This window comes from Exiguobacterium sp. FD-YE-25-4 (assembly GCF_057004685.1).
On sequence record NZ_CM168041.1, the window covers coordinates 2,791,495 to 2,817,500 of the forward strand.

Consider the following 26,006-nt stretch of genomic DNA (forward strand, 5'->3'; position numbering starts at 1 on the left):
CACCCTTTCTTTCATCATCTCCTAGGAGGAAACGATATGGACGTTGTATATTACTCATACCCGGTCGATGCCATCTTGTATATGTACTTAGGGGCGACGGCCATCGTCAGTCTCATCATCGGGCTGCTCGTTTGGCGTCTGTTCAAGCGCCGAGATGTCGGCTTTTGGACAACGCTCGTTCTCAGCTTTGTCGGGCTGTCGCTCTCGCTCGTCTGGTTTCAAAACGCGTCCGTCGCCGTGTTCATGGGGACACTCCCGTGGCTGATCAATCTCGTCTTCTCCCTTTTGTTGTACGGTCTGTTCGTCGGCATCATCTATGTCACGTTCCGACCACGAAAGCTCGACCGCGTCAAATGACGGTATGCTATACTCATGTTAATAAACGACCACTAGGGGAGCCTTCGGGCTGAGACGGCATGCGCCGGACCCTTCGAACCTGATCTGGCTCATACCAGCGTAGGGAAGTGGTGTGGGATTCGTCTGTCTTTCCACGCCACTTTTCCACTTGGAGAAGTGGCGTTTTCATTTTGAAAGGAGACTATCTATGCGTATTCAACAACTCACTTGGATGGCGATGCTCATCGCCATCGCCGTCATCGGTTCCCTGTTCATCTCGATTCCGACCGGTGTCGCCCGTGCCTATCCGATTCAACATATGGTGAACGTCATCGCCGCCGTCACCGTCGGGCCGATCGGGGCCGTTCTCGTTGCGTTCGTGACCGGAATCGTCCGTGTCATGACCGGTACCGGGTCGCTCTTGGCCTTTCCCGGAGGTATGATTGGGGCGCTTTTGGCCGGGGTCTTCTATATGAAGACGAACCGCGTAGCCTTCGCCGCATTTGGTGAAGTCATCGGGACCGGCCTCATCGCTTCGCTCGTCGCCGTCCCGTACGCCAAGGTGTTGATGGGGAGCGAGTTCGGGGCGCTGTTCTTCTTCCCAGCCTTCCTTGCCTCGAGTGTGACTGGGGCCGTGCTCGGCTGGATTGTTTTGGCTCGGGTCAAACAATTGCGACCGCTCACGGCGAAACGATAAATAGGAGTTCCCCCCGCTAAAAAAAATGGTAAAATCAGGATAACACATACTGGGAGGTCATTTCTTGAATCGATTGACGCTATTACTGGCTGCCACCGCTTGCCTGTTCATGTCCGGTCTGTTGTATACGCTTGAACGCATCGCCACGTTCACCCGCTGGAATGCTCAGATTGCGACGGGCACGTTTTCCAGCGAGCCGATGTTCGTCGATATTCTGCTCCAAAACGTGTTCATCTCGATTTTCGGAGTGGCCGCGATCGTTCTCTTTTTCAAAGCGGGCAGTGCTGTCCAAAATACAACGTCCACAAAAGCAGGGACAGCCGATTTATGACGGCTGTCCCTGTTTGACGTGATGTGATGGTTTTATAACTCTAGTGAAGAAGGAGTGTTTAGTTATGGACATTAATCGCAATCCTTATTTTTACTCATTGTTAGTCGGGACTTTAATTTTTCTATTCATCTTCATCTCTGAATTCTTTTTCAATTTTGGAATCATATCGAATCACTCGATTACATTGCTCTTTCTTTCTTTGACCACTCTGTTGGCGGTACTGCTTATTTTTTCCGTGCTGTATGTCAAAAAATTTAAAGACGAAAAAGGGAACATATTATTAGGCGTATTAATCTTTTCAGGCGCTGGTTTCCTTCTTTTCTTACTACTCAATACGTTAGTGATGTTGTAAGTTGAACCGGGTCTAGTCGTCTTCCTTCGATTTTTAGTGAATTTGCATTATCATTATCTCCTTACCTTGTTCATAAAAATCACAGCTCAAAAAGTTTCTTCCCACCTATATTTTCAGTGAGCCGTTCGCTACACTGAAAGAAAATAAGGGGGGCAAAGCGATGTTTCGTATCGGCAGTATCTTTATTCCTGTAACAAATTTAATCCGATCATTGGAATGGTATCAAACCCACTTTCACATATCTGAAATCGGACGTTGGGAAGGTGGCATCGGCGTCCATTTCCCAGACGGGGCGACCCAACTCGGATTGATTGAAACGAAAAACGTTGCTTCGACGACGTTCAGCGACCGAAACGGTGACGAACACGTCAGCTTCAACATCGTCTGCGACGACATTCAATCCATCCATGACACATTTGAACGCGCCGGCTTGAAACCTGGCCGACTTCAAGATTTTGGCGGGATGAGTTGTTTTGATGTATTGGACCCGGATGGCAACGTCATCAGTCTGACGTCAGAATCAGCCGATTCGCCCTTCCATCGAGACCAGATTAGACAAGCACAATTGAAAGGACAGACCCAATGAAACAAATCCACCATCTCTGCATCCAAACGCCCGATTACGAGGCGTCCAAACGATTCTATGAGGCGCTCGGCTTCGAGCTCGTCCAAGAGTCACCCGACTTCCACACCCGAGCGTTCAACAGCTGGCTCAAACTCGGTGACTTTTATATCGAGCTTCAAACGGCAAAAGTCGACGAGACGTTGTCGCCTTATTCGAAGCACGTGGCCGGACCGGTCCACTTCGCGCTTTATGTCGATGACCTCGAAGCGGAAGTAAGGCGGCTTGAGGACATTGGCGTGACGTTCCTACCAAAGCACGGCGGGAACATCTACTTCGTCGTTGACGGTCATTTGAGTAAATTAAAAGCTCCGGAAGGCACGATTATCGAGCTCCGGGACACGTTCTTAATCAAGTGAGGCGCTGCCTCGCTTTTTTTATTGCCAAAATCGCACACCCTCATGTTTTTCGCCGTCTTCGAACAGGTACATGACAGAGAACACACTTTGTCCGTACCGTTTGGAGGTCTTTCATGAAATATCTCGATTATTGGAGTTACTTATCGCTCTCCCTCGCCAAGCTGTTCCTATTCAGTCTGTTGACGGCGAGCGCGTTCGACCTGCGCTTTTTGTTCATCAATCTAGCGACCATCTTGATGATGACGAGTTGGGCGCTACTCATAAAACAACAGACGCGCCGCTTGATTTTGTTCACGTCGCTGTTTCTGCACAGCACGTTGCTCATCTCGGACGTCTGGTACTACCGCTATTTCGGTAACTTGCTGTCGGCCACCCTACTGTCTGATATCGGCCAGATGGGAGACGTCGGGGGCGGCTTTCTGACACTGATTCAAGCGCCCGACTTCATCTTGTTCACGGACTTGCTCGTCTACGCGGCTGTCCTCCTCTATATGAAGCGACACCCCATCACGGAACCGAAACGTCTCGGTCGCCGTTTGGCAGTCACCGGTTTTCTTGTCGGCTTCATCGTCTTTACCGTCCCGACCGTTGTTCATTACGCCGAAACAGATCACCGGAAAAGCCCGATTTCAAATATGCGCGAGTATTATCAGCTCGGCTTTTGGGGCTATCACGGCCTCGATACATTCCGCGGCATTCAGGACGCCCTTCATCTCGGTGGCGACCTAACAGAACAAGAGCTCAGCCAAATCGAAGCGTTAGCGACCGAACCGGTTGACGCCACAGCCGATACGAACGTCATCGTCGTCCAGCTCGAGTCGTTCCAAGCGTCCGTGATCGGCCAGACGGTCAGCGGGCAAGAACTGACGCCGAATTTGAACGCGCTTCGTGATGAGATGCTGTATTTCCCGAATTTTTATCATCAGACGCACGAGGGCCGGACGTCCGATGCGGAATTTACCGTCAACGCCTCGCTCTATCCCGTCAAATCAGGTTCGGTGTATACGCAGTATGCGACGAACACGTTTGACGCGTTGCCTGCACAGTTGCGACGAGCCGGCTATGATACGGCCGCGATGCATGCGTTCGACAAGGAGTTTTGGAATCGCGCCAACTTCTACGAGCAGATTGGCTACAACCACTTCTTCCACCAAGACGATTATCCGGCCGATCCGGTCATCGGCATGGCCGTCGGCGACAAGGAGTTCCTGACGACATCGGTCGACCACTTGGACACGTTGGACGAGCCGTTCTATTCCTTCATGGTCGCGTTGACGAGCCATACGCCGTATGAGATTCCGGACGAGGAGAAACGGTTGGATCTATCGGAATACGAGGACCCGCTCCTCCAAGACTATTATCATACCGTCCACTACACCGATGCCGCCGTCGGTCTCATGATTGAACGACTGAAAGCCAACGGAACGTGGGACGACGCCTTGGTCGTCTTTTATGGCGACCATGACAGCGGATTGACCGCTACCGGTGGCGAGATGGCCGTAAATGCAGATGCCGACTCCACGGTCGATTTGTTCCAGCTCGATCGCTCCGTCCCGTTATTCATCAAACCGGCCGGACTCGAACGAGGTCAGACGGTGCAGACGAGCGGCGGTCAAGTCGATTTGGCCCCGACTATCCTCGATTTGCTCGGGATGACACCGACGTACATGCTTGGAAGTTCGCTTCTCGACGATGAGCCCAATTTGACCGTGTTCCGGAACGGCTCGTTCCGCTACGACGACCTTTATTTCGTCCCGGATTTGACAGATCCGGTCGGCAGCGGCATGTGTTATTCGGTCGAGACCGGTGATGACTTACCGCTTCAAGCATGTGAACCATACATTGACGAGGCCGCCGAACAGCTTCGGTTATCCGATACAATGATTGAGAAGGACGCACTGTCCGACTTCACACCAAACGACAAACAAGCCGCCCCGAAATAATCGGGACGGCTTGTTTTGGTCAGTAGACGTTTCGTAACGCGGCGACATCGATTTTCTTCATCGGTAAGAACGCTTGCGTCACGCGCGCCAGCTGCTCCTTTGTACCGGTCGTCAGCATCTCTTCCATCTCCCAAGGCACGATTTGCCAGGAGACACCATACCGGTCTTGGAGCCAGCCGCACTGTTCCGCTTCCGGGACGGCCGACAGCTTGGCCCAGTACTCGTCAATCTCGGCTTGCGTCTCACAAAACGCGATCAGCGACTGCATCTCATTGAAGGCGAATTGATGATTCTCCGCGCTGTCCATGGCGACGAACTCGCGTCCGGACAAGACGAAGCGGGCGTAATTGAGCTTCCCTTCCAACTCTGGACCGTCTGTCGCCTCGTAACGAATCATATGGTCTTCGAGCACGTAAGAATCCGGGAAGATAGAAATCCAGTCATTCATCGCCGCCTCAGCGCGGCCGAAGACGTCCCCGACGAACAAAAAGCATGGGGTCACGGTCTGGATGTCCATCCCGCCGCTATGCATGACTTGCCAAGAGACACCGTGTTTGTCTTTTAACCAGCCGTAGCGCTCGCTAAAATCATACGTGTCGAGCGGCATGAGCACCTCTGCCCCCTCCACAAGCTCGTTCCACAGCGTCTCCACTTCTTCCGACGTCGGAAACGTGACCATGTACGAGATGGACGGGTTGCGCTCCTTCAACGGACCCGCCCCGAGCAGTTGAAAGAATTGTCCCGCCAGCGAGACGGTCACAACCGTCGTCTCACCCGAAGGCGTATCGCTCAGTTTCGTCGTATAGTCGACGAATGAATCAGGAAATTTCGACACGTACCACTCCGCAATCGCCTCGACGTCGCCTTCGAACCAAATACACGGGATAATCGGTTGAGTAATCATAATCCTTTCTCCTTTCAGACTTCACGCAGACGATACACGTCACGGACGGCGAGTAGCGTCTCAGCTGTCTTTCGGTATGCTTGGTAATGCGGTGAGTTGATGTGATGGTCAAGCGCCGTCTCGTCTTCGTACTTTTCATAGAACACGAACGTGCCCGGGGCATCGATTGACTCATGGAGCACATACGTCAGGCACCCCTCCTCTTGTCGCGACGGAGGAATGACCTCATCGAGCGCTTGCCGTAACTCGTCTTCTTTCCCCGGATGTGCCTTCAAGATAGCGGTAATTGTAATTGCCATATGCGATTCCTCCTTCTAAAAGTCTATTCGTTCACCTGTTCCCTAAACGAAACCGATCTATCCCAAAAAGCGAGTGTCTCATGAGGAGACACCCGCTTGTGCTTACTTCTTCTGTTTCGGTTTGAACGGCCACCATACTCCGTCCCCGAACGATACCGTGATCGCAGGGATGAGCAGCGGCAACACAATCAATCCGTATAACAACAGTCCGGTGATAACGATCGTCGCAATCTGGACGAGACTGAGCACGCCAGACGGGATCATCGCCCCGAACGTTCCGGCGAGGATGACGGCCGCGGTCATGATGACCGTCCCCATCTTCGTCATCGAATGGACGAGCGCATCGCGAACCGTCATCCCGTTGATCGACTCTTCGCGGAACCGATCGAGCAGGAAAATCGAATAGTCGATGCCGAGGGCGATTAACATGACGAACCCGAAGAACGGAACGGCCCAACTGATGCCGTCATAACCGAGTCCTTCGACGAAGATGAGCTCCGTGATGGCCGCCGACGTGTAATACGTCAGTAAGAGCGAGCCGATCATATAGAGCGGCATGACCATCGAACGGAACAACATCGTCAAGACGATGAACAGCGTCACGAGCATGATGGCGACCGTCCGATTGAAGTCGTTCGTCGACGTCTCATTCAAGTCGCTGTTAATGCTCGAAATCCCGGCATATCCGATTGTCGCCTCCGCGAACGGCGTATCGGTGACGACCCGGTCCATCGTCGCTTTCACGGTCTCGACCGTGTCAATCGCTTCCGGCGAATATGGGTCCATCTCGAGGATGACCTCGAGCTGTGTCGCCGTCCCGTCGTCAAATACGTAGCGTTCGACAGCTGGAGCGAACTCCTCTGACGTGAGCGTCCCTTCCGGTAGATAGACGCCCGTATCGCGCAGGCTGTCCGAGCTACTCAGGTCTGATAGGAATGCCGCCGCTTCATTGATACCGGTCTCGATTTGAGCGAGCCCTGCGTTCGCTTCACCGACACCCGCGGCGAGTTGTCCGAGACCCGTTCCGAGTTCTCCGGCTTGGGCGCCTTGTGCCGTCAACGTAGACGCTGCTTCCGTAATGCCTGCTTCAATCTGACTGAGACCACCAGACACCTGTTGCAGTTGTGCCACCGTCGCCGGAATATTTTGCGTCGCCGTGAGTCCTTGGCCAATCAGACCGAGCTGAGCGTTCAATTGACCAAGTCCCGCTGCCGCTTCCGCGAGCGGGGCGCCGGCATTCGTTGAACCGGCCGGTAATTGGCCAACGACGGCGTTAAGCCCAGATTCGACTTGCGCGAGTCCGGCCTGAACGTCACCGAGACCAGTCTCGGCTTCCGTCAGTCCTGCGCTCACTTGTTCGAGCTGGGTGTCGACGTAAAAGTCATCGATGACGTCACCGGTCGGACGCGTCACGGAACGGACGCCGCTCACCCCGTCGACGTTTTCAAGTTCACTCGAGAACTTCTCGATGTACGGAATGTCCGTTTCGGACAGCGTGCCATCTTGTTTCAAAATGACTTGGACCGGCAGCGACTCCCCTTGTCCGAATCCTTCTGAAATCAAGTTGAGGCCGCGCACGGAATCATAATCGTCACCAATCTCATCGACCGTATTGAACGATCGGGCATCGTCGTACGTGAACAACACCGGTACGGTGATCAACGCGACGACGAGAATCGAAACGAACGGTCGATTGACCGACAGACGGCTGAATCCGGCCCAGAGACGGCTGTCGTGATGTTCGCCCGCCTTCTTCGATGGCCAGAACAAACGATGCTTGAGCGTCGCCATAAAGAACGGCACGACCGTGAAGAGAATGAGCAAGAGCACGGCAATCCCGACCGCGACAGCGACGGCTGATTTGAAGATTGGGAAATCGGCGAAACCGATGGCCGCAAAGCCGACGAACACGGCAAGACCGCTGATGAGGACTGTCCGCCCTGCTGTCTTGTACGTGTTGACGATGGCATCTTCAATCGCGTGGCCCGCGCCGAGCTCTTCTTTATACCGGCTGAGCAGCAAAATACAATAGTCAGTTCCAATCCCGAACAAGATGGCCACGAGGAAAATCTGCGTGTAGTTCGAGACCGGGAAGCCAAACCAATCGACGAAGAATGCGACGAACGATTGGCTCAATAAATACGTGAATCCGACCGCGATGAGCGGGATGAACGGCGTCACGATTGAGCGGAACACGAGCAGGAGCAGTCCGAAAATGAGCACGACCGTGATGATTTCCGTCTTCTTCAAGCCTTCCTGCGCACTCAAGTTCACATCGTTGTTGATGATTTCTTCACCTGTGATGTAGACGGTCTCGTCTTCCGGGAGGATGTTCGCCCGCACGTCGTCCGCGAAGGCGTTGATGTCTTCCATCGACCCTTCGACCGTGATTGGGACGAGCACGATGCGGCCGTCCTCCGAGACGAGCTGTGCTTCCGTCTCTTCACTTTCAAACGGGTCGAGTACGTCTTTGACGACCGTGTCGTTTTGTTTCATCTCGTCGATGACGCGGGAAATATTGACCCGTTCGGCGTCACCGAGCGTTTCGAACTCATAGACGAGCGAGATTGTCTTATCGCTCTTCCCGGCGGCGTTCAAGATGTCCTGCGCCCGCTGCGAATCCATGTCCTCGGATAATTGGAAGCTTCCGGCTTGTTCGGCCTGCTTCGTCAAGTTCGGCGCCACCACAAACAAGGCGGCCGTCAAGACGATGAGACCGATTAAGATGCCCCAGCGCCATTGGATGATTTTATGCACGTGTTATTCCTCCCCAATTCGAAGCAGCTGTTTAATTTTCCGGAACGTCCGGACGAACTGTTCGATTTCTGTCTCTTCGATGTTTCCGTCGAGCAACGATTCGACGTAACGGTAGACGGCCGCATCCGCTTCTTCGACGATGCGATGTCCGGCTTCCGTCAACTCAATCAACCGCTCGCGCTGGTCATGCCCGCGTCGACTGACGACGAGCTCTTTGTCGACGAGCTTTTTTAACCGGTTGGAGACGGCGCTCTTATGAACTCCTTGTTTTTGGGCCAATTGCCCGGCTTGAATCGGACCGAACTGTTCGAGCAGCTTGAGTAGCTGCAGTTGTTCCCGCGAATAATCATGCCAGACGTCCCCGTCCATTGCCTCGATGACATGCTCCGCACCTTGGAACATGACCTCTTCGAACAACTGGACGGCTTCCCGCATCAATTCTTTCATTTTGGTTTACCCCCTAAACTAGATAAAGATAGTTTATGTCCTAAACTATCAACCGTCAACTAAAACGACCGATGAAGTCGTTCCTTCACCGGTCGAGTGGATACACATATGTATAAAACGTCAGCGTTCTTCCTTCCCATTCCAGCTGTCGTGCCTCGCCGTCACGGATAAAGCCGGCACGCACTAATACGCGCTGGGACGCCACGTTGTCGCTCGTCGTCTCGGCTCTCAATCGTTTGAATCCAGGCAACTCGAACGTCAGCAATTGTCGCAGGGCCGCCGTGGCATACCCGCGTCCCCCATGCTCCGCTCCGACCCGGTAACCGACCTCGCCAGTGTCGGCATCGGTATGATGAACGTTCAGACGCCCAACGATTGTGTCGTCGCGCCACATCAAATAATAGTACCCGTCCCCGTTCGTCTGCTCGCTCAATAGTTGCTGCAACGCCTGATGGAATGATTCCGGCTCATAGTAGGTGTCGCCACGGCTCGGGACCGAGCGTTCGAAATGTATGCGATTCGCGCACTCGAACACATACAGCAACGCCTCATCTTGAAGACGCAACGCCTTTACGTTTACCCGATCCATGTGACGAGCGCCTCCCGCTGTCTCGACGCCTGGGCGAAGACACGTTTCAACTCATCGAACTGGTCCAATAAATACTGTTTTTCCTCGAGTCCCCACTCACGTTCAAACGGATACAGTTCCTGCTCATTCATCGTCGTGACATCGTAACGCGCTTCTAGCGCCTCCAGCTCGATGTATTGAAGCCGGGTCGACAAGTCCTCGACTTCTCCCGGCATCAAATAGGCGATGCCCGTCTCTTCGTCGATGACATTCCCTCCGAAGACTGCCTTGCCGAGCGAATGACGGTCGATCTCGTTCAAATCGGTCGCCCCGGTCAATAAAAAGTAAAGGCCGTGCCACGCCTTATCGATATCGGTCTGTCGTTCCTCATCTTCTAACAGTTGCTCGAAACGCTCCGGCTCTTGAAGCAGTGCTGTCAACTCTTCGGCCGATACCCGCATGTATGCGCCAACCATCCCCATGTCTGATTCCCCTCTCCAATTCATATGTCTGACTATTCGGCACGGTCATGAAAAAAACCTTCCGAAGAAGGTTTAGCGCATCGCTTCCGCGACACGGAGTCCTGAGACGTACGCGCTCTCGAACCGAGTCCGGCCTGAAGCGTCATCCGGTTCGAGGAAGACGTCACCGGCCAAGAAAATCGGCTCGTCACGCAATCGATGGTAAGGCCCGTTCCAGACGTCGGTCGCCTGCGCGTAGCGCCACCGTTTCAACTGTCTCGATTGAATCACGGCTGAACCTGTCACCGTTTGCAACAGGCGCTCAATCTCACGAAGCGTGTCTTCGTCCGCTCGTTCATACCATTCCTCGCTCCACGACTCGTCCATGTAGACGCTGACGAGTTCGGTCGCCGAGATTCCTTTTTGGCGGTTGTTGATGACTTTCAAGATACCCGGCGCCAAGTCTGTATCGAGAATCCCGTCCGGACCGATGCTAATCTCGCTTCTGAACTCGAACAAGCCGACAAACGTCGGGGCGTACGTCAATTCACGTAACGCCGCATCGACCGGAAAATCTGCGAGCAAGTCGAGCGTCTGCGGGAGCGGCGACGTGATGAGGAGACGGTCATACTGTCGCGTCGTCACATCCGTCTTGACACTGACCTGACCATCTCGGGTCGTGACCGTCTCGACCCGCTCGTTCAAATGGACGGTCAAGCCGTCAGCCAACCGTTTGGCCAGGGCGTTCATCCCGTCGACGGCGACGTAGCGCGGATACGGGTCGGCGTACCAGACGTTCACCCACCCTCTCGTCTGCCAGTCGGCGACATCTTGTTTGAGCGCTTCCCCTCGTACGGTGAAATAGACAGCTCCGTGATCGGCTTTGCCGTCTCCGATCCGCCTCGTCGCCAAGCGTCCCCCGACGCTCCGACTCTTCTCAATCAATTCAACTGTATGGCCGTGACGCACAAGGTCGCGTGCTGCGACAATCCCGCTCAGTCCGGCACCAATAATACCGATGTTCATGTCCATTCCCCCTTCTGTCAGGAAGATTGTATCATGGCCGAGGAGTCATACGCCGGAACCGATGCGCTTCACGCCGAGCGATTCCACTGCTCGCCATACTCGATACGCGCGTCTTCATACATGACGGCGAAACGGCTGACGATGAACGGGCGGATGAGTGCTAGTGCGACAAGGAAAATCCATGACCCGAGGATGACTAAATCAAGTTGCATATAAAAAATCAAACCGATAAGATACATCGGAACGAATGGCAAAATAAGTTTGAACGCATCCCACTTTCGTCCGCGCATCATCGTTCTCGATTTTGTGATTGCCTCTGTAGCAGACAGTTCTGGTTCGTCGCGTAAGATGAAGTATGTGAACGCATACGAGAAATACTTTATGATTCCTGGTACGACTAGCAACAATGTCCATAGTACTTGGAACAATATGACGAGAATTGTTGCGAGCAAATGTTTTCCATAGCGGTGACGAAACGGGTCGAACACATCACTCCAGCGAATCGGCTGATCTCGTACCGTCTTTAAGATGAGCCAGTTGTATCCGACGTTAACCGGATAAAGGGCGATATAAACTAAGATGCCACCTAAACTAAGCACGGTCAGCGGCAGTGACTCCACCGTCAAACCGTAATAAGTCGGGTCTGCCATCAACCCCAATTCTAACATCACAGAGCAGGCGAACGACCAGATGAGTAATAGCCCTGCCTTTCCTTTTAACGCTTTGTGCGCCCGTTCATTCCATGTCTGAATCATCTTGTTTCCCCTTTTCGTTCTTCTTTCCTGTCTTATACGCAACGTGATGGAAAATGTTTCAAACTCCACAAAAAAACAGGGCGATCGCCCTGTCCATCACTCTTCCCGATATTCTAAAATGTCGCCCGGCTGACAGGCGAGCGCCTGACAGATTGCTTCAAGCGTCGAGAAACGAATCGCTTTCGCTTTGCCCGTCTTTAAGATCGACAAGTTTGCCATCGTGATACCGACTTTTTCAGACAGCTCGGTCACACTCATCTTTCGTTTCGCCAACATTACGTCAAGATTTACGATAATCGCCATCTATCTCACCTCAGACCGTCAAATCATTTTCTTGCTTCATGTCGATGGCACGCTTCAATAGTTTCTGTAACAGTTCCGCGAATACGGCGACGACGAACGCGGCAAACACAAAGACGAGCCCGATGAGAAGGAACCCAGGCGCATCATCTCGCTCGGCGAACCAGTAGAAGAACGGGAGCGTCCCGATATAAACGGCCGTGATCGTCAACGCACAATACTTGATTGTGCGGAGTGATTGGACAGCCCGATACGAGAACCCTTCGTCGCGGTCAATCAACCGTAGCAACATGAACGCTTGGAACAGCGCAAGGAAGAACGGGATGGCCGATACGTACATGCCAATCACAATCGGGCGAATTGAGTCCTCAATCCAACTCCCGCTCTCGACCGCCTCGCGCCAAATGTACGGAAGCAAAAACAAGCAGGCCGCCACAATCGGGACAGCCAGAACGAATACGGCCAACCGTAAAAAAAACGTCTCTCGTTTCATGATGAAGCCACCTCACTTCGTTTGATAGCTTCATCATAACCTCACTTTTATCGTTTATCAATAAATAACCATCGTAAATAAATAAAAACCTCAGATTTCTCTGAGGTTCATCCTTAGTTCATGGCTTCGAGTTCATCTTCTGTGACCCATTTATGGTTCGTGACGTCTTCCCCGTCGTTTGTGGTGAAGTCGACCATATACACCGTCGTCTGTTCGGCCGAATCAATCGTCGCCTCGGCGCCGTCCATCCCGTCCATGTGGTCCGTGGCCAGAGTGGCTTTGGCCCCTTCTTCTAACGGTGCCTCACCTGGATTGTCGAGTTCTTCATGGATGACCCACTTATGATCTTCGACCGGGTCACCCCCATCCGTCGAGGTATAAGAAACCGAATAGACGGTCGTGTCATATGCACCGACGATTGTCGCTTCGGTGCCATCCATGCCCGGCATATGGTCGGCCGTCATCATCGCGGTCGACCCGACCGGGAACGTCGGATCTGTCGCTTCATTTAACCCGCTCGGCACCTCCCCTGATCCCGAATGGTCCATCATCGAATGGTCCGAATGTTCTTCTGTCGAATCGTTCGTCTGTTCTTCCTCGGCATCCCCACAAGCTGCCAAAGTCGTCGCGAGCAATATTGCGCTCAAACCCGTCATCCATTTTTTCTGTCTCATCGAATCTCTCCCTTACGTCTTTATGTGTATACGTTACCCTGCTACCAAGGTGATGAGACGTTTTTGAGACCGATGCGATGATTTGTTATCGCTTTGACACATTAAAAGACCGCCTCGCGGCGATCTTCTAATTAATGCGCATGCTTCACATCCTCGAATAGTCCGAGCGCGAAACCGGCCACCGCTCCGATTGTCGTCACGATGAGCACGTAATTCAAATCGACCCCTTGCCAAAATTGGCCTTGCATCACGTTCGTGACTTCAATCAAAACGGTCAACACGAGTGCCGTGACGAAGCTGGCCAATAGGAAGAAGCCGAGTGCCTTCTTCCCGTACACGATGACACCGAGCATCGTACCGAAGGCCGTCGTCACCATAATCAGGAATGCCGTGTTTCCGTACGTGTCACCGAGTGATGGGAAGATGGCCGTGAACGTTTCGCCGACCGCAAACCCGAGCAAGATGGCGGCGACCATGCCAATCGTGCTCAATCCGACATTTCGAATCAAGTGTTCACGGTGACCGAGCAATAAGAACAACAGGACGCTGCCGACGACACCGGTGAGGAACGTGACGAGCACACCGGTTTCAATAAAGAGACTGAAGAGGAAACTGCTGAGCAGGAACGACCCTAAACCGATCAACAACCCGATTGCCCAATGCGTCCGGTGACCTCCATGAACAATATTCATGATGTTCATCCCCTTTATATGCTCTACTATCCTATTGACCACTTTTCTAATAATCAAACGAGTTCTATCATTTAATATGGCGCTTGACTGTAGAATTCCTCACATCGTCACAAAAAGACCGTCCCCGAACGAATCACGGGACGGTCTTTGCCTCAATGGTGCTTGATTTTTCTCAAGAAAACCAACATCGGGAGGAGCAAGAGCGCCGCTGCCCCGAGCCCTCCTTGAATCGACGTGTACAGGGCGAGCAGTCCAATCAACGGTCCCCCGGCGACTTGACCGAACGCGTCGACCTGACCGAACATCGACAAAATCGTCGCCCGGCCTTTCGACGGGAGCCGCTCGTTCGTCATGACGCTCATGAGCGGGTAGTGCACGTTGCGCAGTGCCGCAATCGTCCAATACAGCAACACGGCCACCCAAAACTGTCCGACCCAAGCGAAAGCAAGCATCGCAACGATGAGCAGCACATTGAACCAAAACAAGGTCGTCGCATAGCGTCCTTTGACGTATAGCTCGACACCTTTCAACACCAGCATGTTGAATAGAAACGCGACGGCATAGAACAAGCCGAACCAATACACGGCCGCCTGTTCCGACAACTGGAACGTCTCAATCAAATGCGCGCCCCATAACCGGTCGAATCCTTCACTAGCGAGACCCCAGACGAGCGTGATGGCAGCCAAGCCGACGAGAATCGAATTGCCACGGATATGGGTGTATCCGTCCCGAACCGTCCGTTTTGCTTGCACGAGGTTCGACGTATCGGCCCGCGTGATCGGTTCGAACCGCGTCTCTGGCAAGACGCGCCATGCGATGATCGCGAGCATGACCAACATCCCACCGGCGAGCACGATTGTCGTTTGGACGGACGTGACTTCGGCGAGGAGCACGGCAAGCCCGATTCCGACGAAGCGGCCGAGCGAACTATATTGAGCGCCTCGCAAAAACACTTGTTCTAACCCGTCATTCCCCATCTCATCGGCAATCCATGCCTGTTCGGCCCCGCTGATGAACGTCCAGCCGATACCCCATAGCGCTGACGCGACCGCGATGGCCCAAAATTCAGGGATGCCCCCTTCTAGCAAATGGGCCAGTCCAATCAAACCGATGCCGATGACCATTGACCGCTTCCGTCCATATAAATCGGCGACGAGACCGGTGGGCAGCTCGAATAGTAAAATTGATACTTCTAAAATCGTTCCAATCAAGACGAGTTGTAACGCATTCAACTCGGCGGTCGTCACATAATAGATGGCGTTCAACGTGAACACCATCTGTATGATGAGCGAGCGCGAACTCGTGACCGCATAGTAAAGCTGTTGAATCTTCAATTGTATGGTTCCTCCGATAGTTTGTTCCGATACAGTGAATCATCGGAGGAGGTGGCCAACTTATGAACGCACGTCCTCCGGCAGGATGAATGTGTTAACTAGTTGGATTCGCATGGCGTTCTCTCCTTAGTCGTTATACCTTCAGTATACAAGCCGGTTCGCATGACGTAAATCACAACAAAAAAAGCCAAGATCCCGAAAGATCTTGGCCTACCGTTTATTCGACTGTGACTGATTTCGCCAAGTTACGTGGCTTGTCGACATCGCAATCACGCGCAAGAGCCGCGTAATACGAGATGAGTTGAAGCGGTAATACCGTCACGAGCGGCGTGAGCAGTGGCTCGACACGCGGCAAGACGAATGAATCACTCTCGTGTTCCATGCCTTCCATCGAGATCGTGCAAGCAACGGCGCCACGGGCGACAACTTCCTTGATGTTTCCACGGATGTTGAGGTGCGTGTTCGGTTGCGAGACGAGCGTGATGACCGGTGTGCCGTCTTCGATCAAGGCGATCGGTCCGTGCTTGAGCTCACCACCTGGGTAGCCTTCTGCTTGGATATACGAGATCTCTTTGAGCTTGAGGGCACCTTCGAGACCGACGTATGAGTCCATGCCGCGACCGAGGAAGAACGCGTTGCGTGACTCTTTCAAGAACTTGTCTGCCAATTGCTCAAAGATTTCTTTTTGAGCCATGACCGAGTCCATGATCGTCGCGACACGCGCGAGCTCTGTCATGAGGTCAAACGGAAGCTTCTTGCCGTTCGCACGAGCGATGTCGTAGGCGAGGATGGCGAGCACGGCGATTTGGGCCGTGTATGCTTTCGTCGATGCGACCGCGATCTCCGGGCCGGCGTGGAGGAGCATCGTCTCGTTCGCTTCACGTGAGAGCGTCGAACCGGCAACGTTCGTGAGTGTGAGCGCCTTGTAGCCGCGCTTCTTCACTTCGACGAGGACGGCCCGGCTGTCCGCTGTCTCACCTGATTGTGAGATGAAGAGGAACAACGGCTTCTCCGTGAGGAGCGGCATGTTGTAACCGAATTCTGAAGCGACGTGCACTTCTGTCGGCACACCTGCGACGCGCTCGATCAATTGCTTGCCGACGAGACCAGCGTGGTAGCTCGTACCGCAAGCGACGATATAGATGCGGTCCGCTTCTGAGACGAGCGAGCGCACGCCTTCCGTGAGCTCGATGTCACCGGCGTCGTTCTGGTAGTGCTGGATGATGTTGCGGATGACGGCCGGTTGCTCGTCCATCTCTTTCAACATATAGTGCGCGTACGTGCCTTTCTCGATGTCTGACGCATCGATCTCGGCCGTATACGGGGCACGTTCGAGGACGTCGCCGTCGAGTGTCTTGATCGTCGCCGATTCGCGCGTCAAGATGACGATCTCGCCGTCGTGGAGCTCAAGGTACTGGTCCGTCACTTGGAGCATCGCCATCGCGTCAGACGCCACGACGTTGAACGTGCCGTCGCCGAGTCCGACGAGGAGTGGTGACTTGTTCTTGCCGATATAGAGGCGTTCTTTGTCCTCCGAGTCGATCATCGCGATCGCATAAGAGCCGTGGAGCTCAGACAACGTCTTGCGGAACGCTGCCTCGACGTCGCCGAGTTCGACGAAGTTCTTCTCCATCAACTGGACGATGACTTCCGTGTCCGTCTCCGAGAGGAACGGCACGTCAAGTGTCGCCTTGATCTGTTCGTCGTTCTCGATGACACCGTTGTGGACGAGCGTGAAGCGGCCCGTCGTGCTCTGGTGCGGGTGGGCGTTCGGCACGCTCGGCACCCCGTGTGTTGCCCATCGTGTGTGGCCGATTCCAATCGTGCCATCTACTTCTGCTGGGACGACTTCGCGTAGCGCAGCAATCCGGCCGACTTCTTTATGCACGTTCACGTTATCATGCATCAAAGCAAGACCTGCCGAGTCGTAACCGCGGTACTCGAGTTTTTCAAGACCTTTGAGAAGGATTTCCTTCGCTCCGGTATTCCCAATCATTCCTACAATTCCACACATACAAAAATCTCCTCTATATTCGATTTCTCGAAAAAGGAAACGGGCTTTTTCTAAGAGCTGTCAACGCGCTCCCCTTTGGCCGTCCGGTCGCCCGGGCGTTTTGAGGGTTTGCTTGTAGTCGTGACAGGCGACTAGGAGGCATCCGCCGAAAACTCGATAACCTCCAACCTCGTCAACTCCGAAGAGTTCTGGCGCTTGTTTCGTACTGGGTGTCCTTCCGTTTCTAAGGTCACGCTCTTAATAGTACAAATCACACCTCCATTCGTCAAGAAAATCACATAATTTCACAGTGACAAAACGGAAACAAAAAGGGAACCCGAGGACGGATTCCCTTGTTTTATTCCCTATTTCGACAGAATTATCCTTCTAAGCCGTAATCTTCGCGGACAACTTGTGCGATTCGTTCGACATAACGGTCACATTCTTCCGAAGTTGGTGCTTCCGCCATGACGCGTACGAGCGGCTCCGTACCAGAGGCGCGGACGAGGATACGGCCGTTGCCGTTCATTTCTGCTTCCGCTTCTTGAATCGTCGCGAGCACACGGTCGCCGTTCATCGCTTCATTCTTATCCGTGACACGGATGTTGACGAGTTTTTGTGGATAGACCGGCATCTCAGCCGCGAGTTCTGACAGCTTGCGGCCTGTCGTCTTCACGATTTGGGCGAGTTGAACGCCAGAGAGCATACCGTCTCCTGTCGTCGAGTGGTCGAGAAAGATGAGGTGACCCGACTGCTCGCCACCGAGTGTGTAGTTGTGTTTTTTCATCTCTTCGACGACGTAACGGTCACCGACTGCCGTCTGAAGCGCCGTCATACCAGCATCTTCAACAGCTTTATGGAATCCGAGGTTACTCATGACCGTCGCAACGATCGTGTTGTCTTTGAGACGACCTTTCTCGCTCAAGTACTTCCCGCAAATGTACATGATTTTATCGCCGTCGACGATATCGCCGTTCTCATCAATCGCAATCAAGCGGTCGCCATCGCCATCAAAAGCGAGACCCATGTCCGCTCCTTTATCACGAACGAATTGCGCCAAGTGCTCTGGGTGAGTCGAACCGACACCTTCGTTAATGTTCAAGCCGTTCGGCGAGTTCCCGATCGTCGAGACGTTCGCTTCGAGGTCAGCAAATAAACGGGCTGCCAATCCGCTCGTCGCACCATGGGCGCAGTCGAGGGCGATATGGAGACCGTCGAAATCTTCGTCGACCGTCTGTTTCAACATTTGAAGGTACTTCTGTGCACCTTCATAGTAATCCGAGACAAAGCCGAGGTCTTTCCCGACCGGGCGTGGCAACGTGTCTTCCGCCGCATCCAAAATCGCTTCGATTTCCGCTTCTGTCGCGTCATCGAGCTTAAAGCCGTCGCTACCAAAGAACTTGATGCCGTTATCCGCGACCGGGTTGTGCGATGCCGAGATCATGACACCGGCTGTTGCATCAAGCGACTTCGTCAAATAAGCGACACCTGGCGTCGAGATGACGCCGAGACGCATCACTTCGGCTCCGATTGATAGGAGACCCGCGATGAGTGCACCTTCAAGCATGTGGCCTGAAATGCGTGTGTCACGGCCAATCAAAACTTTTGGCTGTTCGCCGGCTGGCAAGTGTTTCGATAACACGTAACCGCCCGCACGCCCTAAACGATATGCTAATTCTGCTGTCAATTCTGAGTTCGCGACACCGCGGACTCCATCAGTTCCAAAATATTTACCCATGAATTCAATTCCTCACTTTTGTATGATTGAACGCCTCATTGAATCGAGGACGTTTCGGTTTGTTCATCGACACTCGTCAACTCAATGTCGATCGTTTTCGGTGAGACGACGGTCACACCTTTTGGTACTTCATAATCGACGTCGACCCCATGCAGTCCGCTCGGGAGACCTGTCAAATCCAAGGTCACACTCACACTGTTCGACGTGATGTTTTCCAACAGGGATCGCTTCCCGGACAACGTTACTCCAATCACTTCAGGAGCTTGGAGCGTAAAGTTGGTCCGGTCATACCCCCGCACGGTCACAGGGACCGTCAAGCGAACCCGTTCCGTCAATTCGCCTGTGTCGTCTCGCGTCTCATCTGCAGCCCGGACGAGCAATTGGACTTCCACTTGCTTTGTCGCAAGCGATGAAGCGCCTTCTGGCAAAGCGAGATTCGCGGTCACTTTCTCGGTCTTGTCGATGCCGTCTAAATCAATCGGCTCCGTCTCCACGGTGTCGATTGCATCGAGCACGTCTTGTGGCGCAAAGACACGGACTTCCGTCTCTTCAAGCAACGTATCGACCAGTCTGTAATCGTCGGCCACTTCACCAGTCGTGACTGCTTCGATCGGGAAGACGGCACTTTGTTCGTAGACCGGGACCGACACACTGATGATGTTCGGTTCAACAGTCACGTTGAGCGGATTGCCGTTCGCATCTAAAATCGTCGGCGTCAATTCTCGCGTGAACGTTTGACTTTGGTTGGCGACATCGACGTTCAACGTGATCTCTTTGACGTTTTGAATCCGACTGGCACCGCCCGAGACTTTCACCGTTGCCGGTTCAATATCGGCGTCACCGACCACTTTCCCTTCTGGCAACTGCTCTTTGTTCAAAAGGTTGACCGATACGGGAACTTCAATTGTCTGTTTACGGTCGATGTAAATTTCTACTGTATCCCGTTCGAGCTTGACGTTGACGTCTCCGCCAAAGCCGCGTGCCTCAACCGGAACACGGTGGAAGCCGGTCCCGAGATTCGTTAAATCGACGAAGACTTGATAATCTTTCACCAATTTCGTCATCGTTAAACTGCTAGATGGTCCTTGAAGTTCAACGTTCATTTCTTCTGGAACGTTATATGCCACGTACTGCACCTCATCGAAGAACACTTCGACGGGAACGTCGAGCGTCATCGAACTTTGTCCGACGATCGGGAGGGCATTCGTGGAGTTGGTCGACGAACTCGTTTCGGCGACCATGAAATAAAGCAGGATGGCTAAAGCAAGTGCGATGATGCGGAGAAACCATTTATGTTGTAACCACTGATCAATCACTTACTTGTCCCCCCCTTTTTTATTAAAGAACGAGAGCGTCGTCTCTTTTTCTTCAATAACGAGTTCTTGGATCAACTTACTGCGAAGTGCCTCCTCATCCAACTCTCGATACAGACGACCGGCAATCGCGAGTGACACGGCGCCTGTTTCTTCAGAGACGGTGAGGGTCACGCTATCAGTCACTTCACTGACCCCGATGGCGGCCCGGTGTCGTGTCCCTAACGCTTTATCGATGTGCGGGCTCTCGGACAACGGCAAATAACAAGCCGCGGCCGCAATTTTCCCGTCCTGGATAATCATCGCCCCGTCATGCAGCGGGGTGTTCGGAATGAACAGGTTGATAATCAGTTGTGATGTGATGTGCGAATCCATGCGAATCCCGGTCTCGACGTACTCATTCAAGCCCGTATCGCGTTCAATCGCAATCAATGCGCCGATGCGACGTTTTGACATGTATTGCGCCGAACTGACGATCGCTTCGATCATTTGACGTTGCTTATCCTCATCGCTCGTGCTCGTTCGGCCGAACAAATTACTTGTTCGTCCTAAATGCTCGAGTCCTCTTCGGAGTTCTGGTTGGAAGATGATAATGATCCCAAGTAGTCCATATGTGATGATTTGATTCAATAAGAACTGTAACGTCTTCAACCCAAAGAACCCACTGAGGAACCAGCTGACAAGGATGATGGAAATCCCTTTAATCAATTGGACCGCTTTTGTCCCACGTACAATCATCATCAATTTATAGATGACATACGTGACGACGACAATATCTAAAACGTCATTCAAATAATCGTACCAATGTACGTTCTCTGAAAGACTAAAAAATGATAAGAATGATACCTGTTCAAGTAGCGGCAAATGCTCCCCTCCTCAACTACCTAGCCAATTCGTGCAAATTACATTATATCACATTTCCGAAACCGCGCATCGCTAGACAATAAAACGAAACCAGATTGAAACGAACACAAAAAGACGCCGTCTCCGGCGTCTCCGTTAGAAGATTTGTTTGAACGAATACCACATCCACTCAAACATCCGATCGATCTGCTCAAGTTCTCCCGTGACTTCTCCAGCGCTAGCCAGATAAGCCCGACCATTTACAGCCGTCGCGTTCCCATTGACGGTCCCTTCAATTCGAAGGTCCCCGCCTTGGACTGTGATATCCCGCTCGACGGTAACGCCTTCCGGGATAACGACCTCGTTTGACGTGACAACGATGCCCGGCACTTTCGTGTACGTCATCGTCTCTGTCGATTCGTTCCATAGGCCGAGTGTCGCGCTCGACATCAAACTGAAGAATAAGGCGGCCGCCATCAGTCCTGGATGCTTACGGAACCACGTCATCCATTTGGATGGTGGTTTGCGTTTCGTCTGGACTTTTTCTTCAAATCGAGTCACCGGTGTGACCTCGACCCGTGCTTTCGCGTCCGGTAGAGATGCCATCACACGGGCTGTAAAATCATCGGATAGTTTCGGCCGTGGTAAGGCCTTCAGTTCGGCATCTATTCGTTCGTATTGAAGGTACGCTTCATATAAGTCGTCGTCCTCCAACAAGTGACGTAGTTCGTCAGATTCTTCGGGCAGGATGCCATCTTCCAAATATTGTTGTACTTTTTCTTCAGGAGTCAATTGAACCCCTCCCTGTTTTGAAAGATTGTCTTTAACATTTCTCTTCCCCGGAAGATCCTTGTTTTAACCGTAGCGACCGGCATATCGATCATGACGCTGATTTCTTTGAGCGATAAATCATCCACGTACTTCAGCAGGAGCGGAATCCGATACTTATCGGGCAACTGCTTGATCGCTTCATGCATCTCGCCTCGAATTTCGCGATGAACGACTTGGGCATCGGGTTGGGGTGCTTCATCAGCCAAATGGTCCTGATAGGTCAAGCCGTCGGTGCCAGCAATCTCGGCATCCATCGAATACTCCGGCTTTCGTTTTCTGAGACGATCGATTGCGACATTCGTCGCAATGCGATAGAGCCACGTCTTGAACTTGTACTGAGGATCGTACGTATCAATCCGGGTATACGCCCGAATGAACGTCTCCTGGGCTGCGTCTTCCGCTTCGCCACGATCATATAATATCTTATAAGCGACAGCAAAGACACCATCCTTGTACAGTTCTACCAGCTCAGCAAACGAATCATGATTCCCCGACCTCAATTCGTCTACTAAACGGGTGGTCAGCCGTTCCATCAATCCACTTCCCCTCTCCGCAACCTATGCGGTCATCTTTCTATACGAATCGTTTTCTATGTAGGTTTCAAAAAAATCGTAACAACAAAAAAAGTTTCCAAGTCCATTGTAGCAAAGGGACTTGGAAACTGTAAGGTCATCAGACAGTTTCACCTTCCAATAACAGGTTTTCTTTGGATTTCAAAATCGTCTCGCACAACTCAAACGCCAACTGGGCCGTCGTATCCTCATGGTCAAGCGCCGGATTCAATTCAACCAACTCAATCGCAATCAGATCGTCTGCCTTCATCGCTTCGGCCAAGATCGCTTTTCCTTCCGCGGCCGTCAGACCTTGATCGACCGGCGTCCCGGTACCTGGCACAAGTTTCGCGTCCAAGCTGTCCATGTCGAAACTGAGATAGAAGCGATCGACACGTGCGCGCAAATAAGCGAGTGCTTCTTCCATCATGACGTCGACGCCCCGCGTCCGAATTTCTTCGACCGTGATGACTTTAATGCCAAGACGATTGATTTCTCGAATCTCACCTTCATCGATGTCTCGAAGCGCCATATAGACCAAGTGCTCAGGCGCGAGTTTGGGTTCACGTCCGCCGACTTCAGTCAAGCGAATATCTCCCATTCCCATCGCCGCAGCAAGCGGCATGCCATGAATATTGCCCGATGGAGACGTTTCTCCCGTATTCAAATCAGCATGTGCGTCGACCCAGATGACGCCGTACGGTCCTGTTTTGGCAAGACCCGCCAGCGTCCCGATTGCCATGCTGTGATCGCCCCCAACGATCAATGGGAATCGTTTCGCCTGTATCTCGATATCGACGACTTCTGCCAGTTCTTGGACCGTGTATAACACCCCGTCTACGCGTTTCAAATGCTCTTCACTGTTGATCATTTCAGATTCAGGTAACACTCGAATCGTCTGTTGCTTCGTTGAGGCCGGTAATAATGTCTCCAATCCAAGTGTGCGTAACTTTGATGGACCTTGCTCTACGCCATGTTTCCCCTGTCCATAGCGAAGCGGTACTTCAATATATGACCAATTCATCCCCATTTCCCCCTTGAACGTTTAATACCTTCATTGTAAACGCTACCAAAGTCGTGGTTCAACTTCACACCATGATGAATAAACATACAAAAAGGCAGCCTGAATGGTGGCAGGCTGCCTTTCTCTGTACTCTCAAGTGAATGGTTCATGGATTTAGGCAAAAAAAAACTTAAGTCATAAGTAACTTAAGAAAAAAACAAATGGTGGAGCCTAGCGGGATCGAACCGCTGACCTCCTGCGTGCAAGGCAGGCGCTCTCCCAGCTGAGCTAAGGCCCCTTAAAGGGAATAATATGGAGCGGAAGACGGGATTCGAACCCGCGACCCCGACCTTGGCAAGGTCGTATTCTACCACTGAACTACTTCCGCATAAAAAATGAGCCATGCAGGGCTCGAACCTGCGACCCTCTGATTAAAAGTCAGATGCTCTACCAACTGAGCTAATGGCTCAAACCTGGTGGGGGGGGGCGGATTCGAACCGCCGAACCCGAGGGAGCGGATTTACAGTCCGCCGCGTTTAGCCACTTCGCTACCCCCCCAAGGAGTGCCGGCGAAAGGATTCGAACCCTCGACCCTCTGATTACAAGTCAGATGCTCTACCAACTGAGCTACACCGGCATATATGGTTTGATTGGTTAAAATTAAATGGTGGAGGATGACGGGATCGAACCGCCGACCCCCTGCTTGTAAGGCAGGTGCTCTCCCAGCTGAGCTAATCCTCCAAATGGTGACCCGTACGGGATTCGAACCCGTGTTACCGCCGTGAAAGGGCGGTGTCTTAACCGCTTGACCAACGGGCCTTAATATGGCTCCGCAAGTAGGATTTGAACCTACGACCTACCGGTTAACAGCCGGTTGCTCTACCACTGAGCTATTGCGGAACGATTTTGCCTGGCAGCGTCCTATCCTCACAGGGGGAGACCCCCAACTACTTTCGGCGCTGAAGCGCTTAACTTCCGTGTTCGGCATGGGAACGGGTGTGGCCGCTTCGCTATCGCCACCAGACAAAAGAATATTAACATCGCCTCAAGGGCGTGTCAATCCATTTCAGGGTTGTTCCCTGAAAACTGAAGACTCATCAATTCATGCAAACCGTTAGACTAGATCAAAGCCTCGACCGATTAGTATCATTCAGCTCCACACGTCGCCGTGCTTCCACCCATGACCTATCTACCTCATCGTCTCTGAGGGGTCTTTCTTGATTGCTCAAAGGGAAATCTCATCTCGGAGGGGGCTTCATGCTTAGATGCTTTCAGCACTTATCCCGTCCGCACGTAGCTACCCAGCGATGCTCCTGGCGGAACAACTGGTACACCAGCGGTGCGTCCATCCCGGTCCTCTCGTACTAAGGACAGCTCTCCTCAAATTTCCTGCGCCCACGACGGATAGGGACCGAACTGTCTCACGACGTTCTGAACCCAGCTCGCGTACCGCTTTAATGGGCGAACAGCCCAACCCTTGGGACCTACTCCAGCCCCAGGATGCGATGAGCCGACATCGAGGTGCCAAACCTCCCCGTCGATGTGGACTCTTGGGGGAGATCAGCCTGTTATCCCCAGGGTAGCTTTTATCCGTTGAGCGATGGCCCTTCCATGCGGAACCACCGGATCACTAAGCCCGACTTTCGTCCCTGCTCGACTTGTAGGTCTCGCAGTCAAGCTCCCTTCTGCCTTTGCACTCTTCGAATGATTTCCAACCATTCTGAGGGAACCTTTGGGCGCCTCCGTTACTGTTTAGGAGGCGACCGCCCCAGTCAAACTACCCACCTGACACGGTCCTCCAGCCGGATCACGGCTGCGAGTTAGAGACTCTATACGCAAAGGGTGGTATCCCAAGGGTGTCTCCACCGAAGCTGGCGCTCCGGCTTCACAAACTCCCACCTATCCTGTACATCGCGTACAAAGCCTCAATATCAGGCTGTAGTAAAGCTCCATGGGGTCTTTCCGTCCTGTCGCGGGTAACCTGCATCTTCACAGGTACTATGATTTCACCGGGTCTCTCGTTGAGACAGTGCCCAAATCGTTACGCCTTTCGTGCGGGTCGGAACTTACCCGACAAGGAATTTCGCTACCTTAGGACCGTTATAGTTACGGCCGCCGTTTACTGGGGCTTCGGTTCAGTGCTTCTCTTGCGATGACACATCCCCTTAACCTTCCAGCACCGGGCAGGCGTCAGCCCCTATACTTCATCTTGCGATTTAGCAGAGACCTGTGTTTTTGCTAAACAGTCGTTTGGGCCTATTCACTGCGGCTTATGTTGCCATAAGCGTCCCTTCTCCCGAAGTTACGGGACCATTTTGCCGAGTTCCTTAACGAGAGTTATCCCGCGCGTCTTAGAATTCTCATCTCGCCTACCTGTGTCGGTT

The 26,006-nt window shown here is 52.7% G+C and carries 26 protein-coding genes, 8 tRNA genes, 2 rRNA genes and 1 riboswitch (1 of these 37 running past the window's edge); of the genes, 6 read left to right on the forward strand and 30 right to left on the reverse strand.

Annotated elements, in window-relative coordinates:
• The first annotated feature begins 36 nt into the window (after window positions 1-36).
• The 6 genes from AC13H5_RS14365 to AC13H5_RS14390 all read left to right on the forward strand — a co-directional run bounded on the left by AC13H5_RS14365 (window position 37) and on the right by AC13H5_RS14390 (window position 4,640).
• Window positions 37-357 (forward strand): hypothetical protein, encoded by a 321-nt coding sequence (locus tag AC13H5_RS14365; protein WP_214796461.1) that lies wholly within the window; start codon window positions 37-39, stop codon window positions 355-357.
• 24 nt (window positions 358-381) lie between these two features.
• A riboswitch (TPP riboswitch) is annotated at window positions 382-480 on the forward strand.
• A 64-nt stretch (window positions 481-544) separates the two neighbouring features.
• A complete protein-coding gene (gene thiW / locus AC13H5_RS14370; protein ID WP_034779720.1) occupies window positions 545-1,033 on the forward strand; it encodes an energy coupling factor transporter S component ThiW in 489 nt (162 codons plus the stop codon).
• A gap of 64 nt (window positions 1,034-1,097) precedes the next feature.
• Window positions 1,098-1,364 carry a hypothetical protein gene (locus tag AC13H5_RS14375; RefSeq protein WP_483546088.1) on the forward strand — a complete coding sequence of 89 codons (267 nt, stop codon included), beginning with the start codon at window positions 1,098-1,100 and terminating at the stop codon, window positions 1,362-1,364.
• A 512-nt stretch (window positions 1,365-1,876) separates the two neighbouring features.
• On the forward strand, window positions 1,877-2,302 hold the full coding sequence (locus tag AC13H5_RS14380; protein ID WP_214796455.1) for a VOC family protein: 426 nt from the start codon (window positions 1,877-1,879) through the stop codon (window positions 2,300-2,302).
• Window positions 2,299-2,697 carry a VOC family protein gene (locus AC13H5_RS14385; RefSeq protein ID WP_483546089.1) on the forward strand — a complete coding sequence of 133 codons (399 nt, stop codon included), beginning with the start codon at window positions 2,299-2,301 and terminating at the stop codon, window positions 2,695-2,697. The genes AC13H5_RS14380 and AC13H5_RS14385 overlap by 4 nt, the downstream gene beginning before the upstream one ends.
• Before the next feature lie 113 nt (window positions 2,698-2,810).
• A complete protein-coding gene (locus tag AC13H5_RS14390; protein ID WP_483546090.1) occupies window positions 2,811-4,640 on the forward strand; it encodes an LTA synthase family protein in 1,830 nt (609 codons plus the stop codon).
• A 19-nt stretch (window positions 4,641-4,659) separates the two neighbouring features.
• Here the strand turns inward: AC13H5_RS14390 and AC13H5_RS14395 are convergent, their stop codons facing one another.
• From AC13H5_RS14395 to AC13H5_RS14540, 30 genes are all read right to left on the reverse strand, one after another.
• Complete coding sequence (locus AC13H5_RS14395) at window positions 4,660-5,544, reverse strand: VOC family protein (protein ID WP_483546091.1); 885 nt, start codon at window positions 5,542-5,544, stop codon at window positions 4,660-4,662.
• A 14-nt stretch (window positions 5,545-5,558) separates the two neighbouring features.
• On the reverse strand, window positions 5,559-5,843 hold the full coding sequence (locus AC13H5_RS14400) for a putative quinol monooxygenase (RefSeq protein ID WP_214796447.1): 285 nt from the start codon (window positions 5,841-5,843) through the stop codon (window positions 5,559-5,561).
• Between the two features lie 102 nt (window positions 5,844-5,945).
• Window positions 5,946-8,600 (reverse strand): MMPL family transporter, encoded by a 2,655-nt coding sequence (locus AC13H5_RS14405; protein WP_483546092.1) that lies wholly within the window; start codon window positions 8,598-8,600, stop codon window positions 5,946-5,948.
• Between the two features lie 3 nt (window positions 8,601-8,603).
• Window positions 8,604-9,047 carry a MarR family winged helix-turn-helix transcriptional regulator gene (locus AC13H5_RS14410; RefSeq protein ID WP_021065862.1) on the reverse strand — a complete coding sequence of 148 codons (444 nt, stop codon included), beginning with the start codon at window positions 9,045-9,047 and terminating at the stop codon, window positions 8,604-8,606.
• Between the two features lie 85 nt (window positions 9,048-9,132).
• Window positions 9,133-9,636 (reverse strand): GNAT family N-acetyltransferase, encoded by a 504-nt coding sequence (locus AC13H5_RS14415; RefSeq protein ID WP_483546093.1) that lies wholly within the window; start codon window positions 9,634-9,636, stop codon window positions 9,133-9,135.
• Complete coding sequence (locus tag AC13H5_RS14420) at window positions 9,624-10,097, reverse strand: YfbM family protein (RefSeq protein ID WP_483546094.1); 474 nt, start codon at window positions 10,095-10,097, stop codon at window positions 9,624-9,626. The genes AC13H5_RS14415 and AC13H5_RS14420 overlap by 13 nt, the downstream gene beginning before the upstream one ends.
• Before the next feature lie 72 nt (window positions 10,098-10,169).
• Window positions 10,170-11,102 (reverse strand): NAD(P)/FAD-dependent oxidoreductase, encoded by a 933-nt coding sequence (locus tag AC13H5_RS14425; RefSeq protein WP_483546095.1) that lies wholly within the window; start codon window positions 11,100-11,102, stop codon window positions 10,170-10,172.
• A 68-nt stretch (window positions 11,103-11,170) separates the two neighbouring features.
• Entirely contained in the window at window positions 11,171-11,857 is a 687-nt protein-coding gene (locus AC13H5_RS14430) for a DUF975 family protein (protein WP_483546096.1), read from the reverse strand.
• Window positions 11,858-11,953: 96 nt separating this feature from the next.
• A complete protein-coding gene (locus AC13H5_RS14435; RefSeq protein WP_255177522.1) occupies window positions 11,954-12,160 on the reverse strand; it encodes a helix-turn-helix domain-containing protein in 207 nt (68 codons plus the stop codon).
• Between the two features lie 10 nt (window positions 12,161-12,170).
• A complete protein-coding gene (locus AC13H5_RS14440; protein WP_483546097.1) occupies window positions 12,171-12,650 on the reverse strand; it encodes a DUF2975 domain-containing protein in 480 nt (159 codons plus the stop codon).
• Window positions 12,651-12,763: 113 nt separating this feature from the next.
• A complete protein-coding gene (locus tag AC13H5_RS14445) occupies window positions 12,764-13,324 on the reverse strand; it encodes a YdhK family protein (protein ID WP_483546098.1) in 561 nt (186 codons plus the stop codon).
• A gap of 131 nt (window positions 13,325-13,455) precedes the next feature.
• On the reverse strand, window positions 13,456-14,016 hold the full coding sequence (locus AC13H5_RS14450; protein ID WP_214796435.1) for a hypothetical protein: 561 nt from the start codon (window positions 14,014-14,016) through the stop codon (window positions 13,456-13,458).
• Window positions 14,017-14,168: 152 nt separating this feature from the next.
• Window positions 14,169-15,350 (reverse strand): MFS transporter, encoded by a 1,182-nt coding sequence (locus tag AC13H5_RS14455; protein ID WP_404583655.1) that lies wholly within the window; start codon window positions 15,348-15,350, stop codon window positions 14,169-14,171.
• Window positions 15,351-15,567: 217 nt separating this feature from the next.
• Window positions 15,568-17,364 (reverse strand): glutamine--fructose-6-phosphate transaminase (isomerizing), encoded by a 1,797-nt coding sequence (gene glmS / locus AC13H5_RS14460; RefSeq protein WP_214709088.1) that lies wholly within the window; start codon window positions 17,362-17,364, stop codon window positions 15,568-15,570.
• Window positions 17,365-17,722: 358 nt separating this feature from the next.
• Window positions 17,723-19,081, reverse strand: a complete 1,359-nt coding sequence (glmM, locus tag AC13H5_RS14465) for a phosphoglucosamine mutase (RefSeq protein WP_034779759.1) — start codon at window positions 19,079-19,081, stop codon at window positions 17,723-17,725.
• Between the two features lie 35 nt (window positions 19,082-19,116).
• Window positions 19,117-20,397 carry a CdaR family protein gene (locus AC13H5_RS14470; protein WP_483546099.1) on the reverse strand — a complete coding sequence of 427 codons (1,281 nt, stop codon included), beginning with the start codon at window positions 20,395-20,397 and terminating at the stop codon, window positions 19,117-19,119.
• A complete protein-coding gene (gene cdaA / locus AC13H5_RS14475) occupies window positions 20,398-21,258 on the reverse strand; it encodes a diadenylate cyclase CdaA (protein ID WP_034779763.1) in 861 nt (286 codons plus the stop codon).
• Between the two features lie 135 nt (window positions 21,259-21,393).
• On the reverse strand, window positions 21,394-22,029 hold the full coding sequence (locus tag AC13H5_RS14480) for a bactofilin family protein (protein ID WP_034779766.1): 636 nt from the start codon (window positions 22,027-22,029) through the stop codon (window positions 21,394-21,396).
• Window positions 22,026-22,601, reverse strand: a complete 576-nt coding sequence (gene sigW, locus AC13H5_RS14485; RefSeq protein WP_034779769.1) for an RNA polymerase sigma factor SigW — start codon at window positions 22,599-22,601, stop codon at window positions 22,026-22,028. Before sigW ends, AC13H5_RS14480 begins: the two co-directional genes overlap by 4 nt.
• Before the next feature lie 139 nt (window positions 22,602-22,740).
• Window positions 22,741-23,643 carry an arginase gene (gene rocF / locus AC13H5_RS14490; RefSeq protein WP_052090198.1) on the reverse strand — a complete coding sequence of 301 codons (903 nt, stop codon included), beginning with the start codon at window positions 23,641-23,643 and terminating at the stop codon, window positions 22,741-22,743.
• A 201-nt stretch (window positions 23,644-23,844) separates the two neighbouring features.
• Window positions 23,845-23,920 (reverse strand) — tRNA-Ala (locus AC13H5_RS14495).
• A 15-nt stretch (window positions 23,921-23,935) separates the two neighbouring features.
• Window positions 23,936-24,010 (reverse strand) — tRNA-Gly (locus AC13H5_RS14500).
• A gap of 8 nt (window positions 24,011-24,018) precedes the next feature.
• A tRNA-Lys gene (locus tag AC13H5_RS14505) sits at window positions 24,019-24,091 on the reverse strand.
• Between the two features lie 5 nt (window positions 24,092-24,096).
• Window positions 24,097-24,180, reverse strand: a tRNA-Tyr gene (locus tag AC13H5_RS14510).
• 6 nt (window positions 24,181-24,186) lie between these two features.
• Window positions 24,187-24,259, reverse strand: a tRNA-Thr gene (locus AC13H5_RS14515).
• Window positions 24,260-24,287: 28 nt separating this feature from the next.
• Window positions 24,288-24,363, reverse strand: a tRNA-Val gene (locus AC13H5_RS14520).
• 3 nt (window positions 24,364-24,366) lie between these two features.
• A tRNA-Glu gene (locus AC13H5_RS14525) sits at window positions 24,367-24,441 on the reverse strand.
• Between the two features lie 6 nt (window positions 24,442-24,447).
• A tRNA-Asn gene (locus AC13H5_RS14530) sits at window positions 24,448-24,522 on the reverse strand.
• A gap of 8 nt (window positions 24,523-24,530) precedes the next feature.
• Window positions 24,531-24,646, reverse strand: a 5S ribosomal RNA gene (rrf, locus tag AC13H5_RS14535).
• Between the two features lie 96 nt (window positions 24,647-24,742).
• Window positions 24,743-26,006: ribosomal RNA gene (locus AC13H5_RS14540) — 23S ribosomal RNA — on the reverse strand (it continues 1,650 nt past the right edge of the window).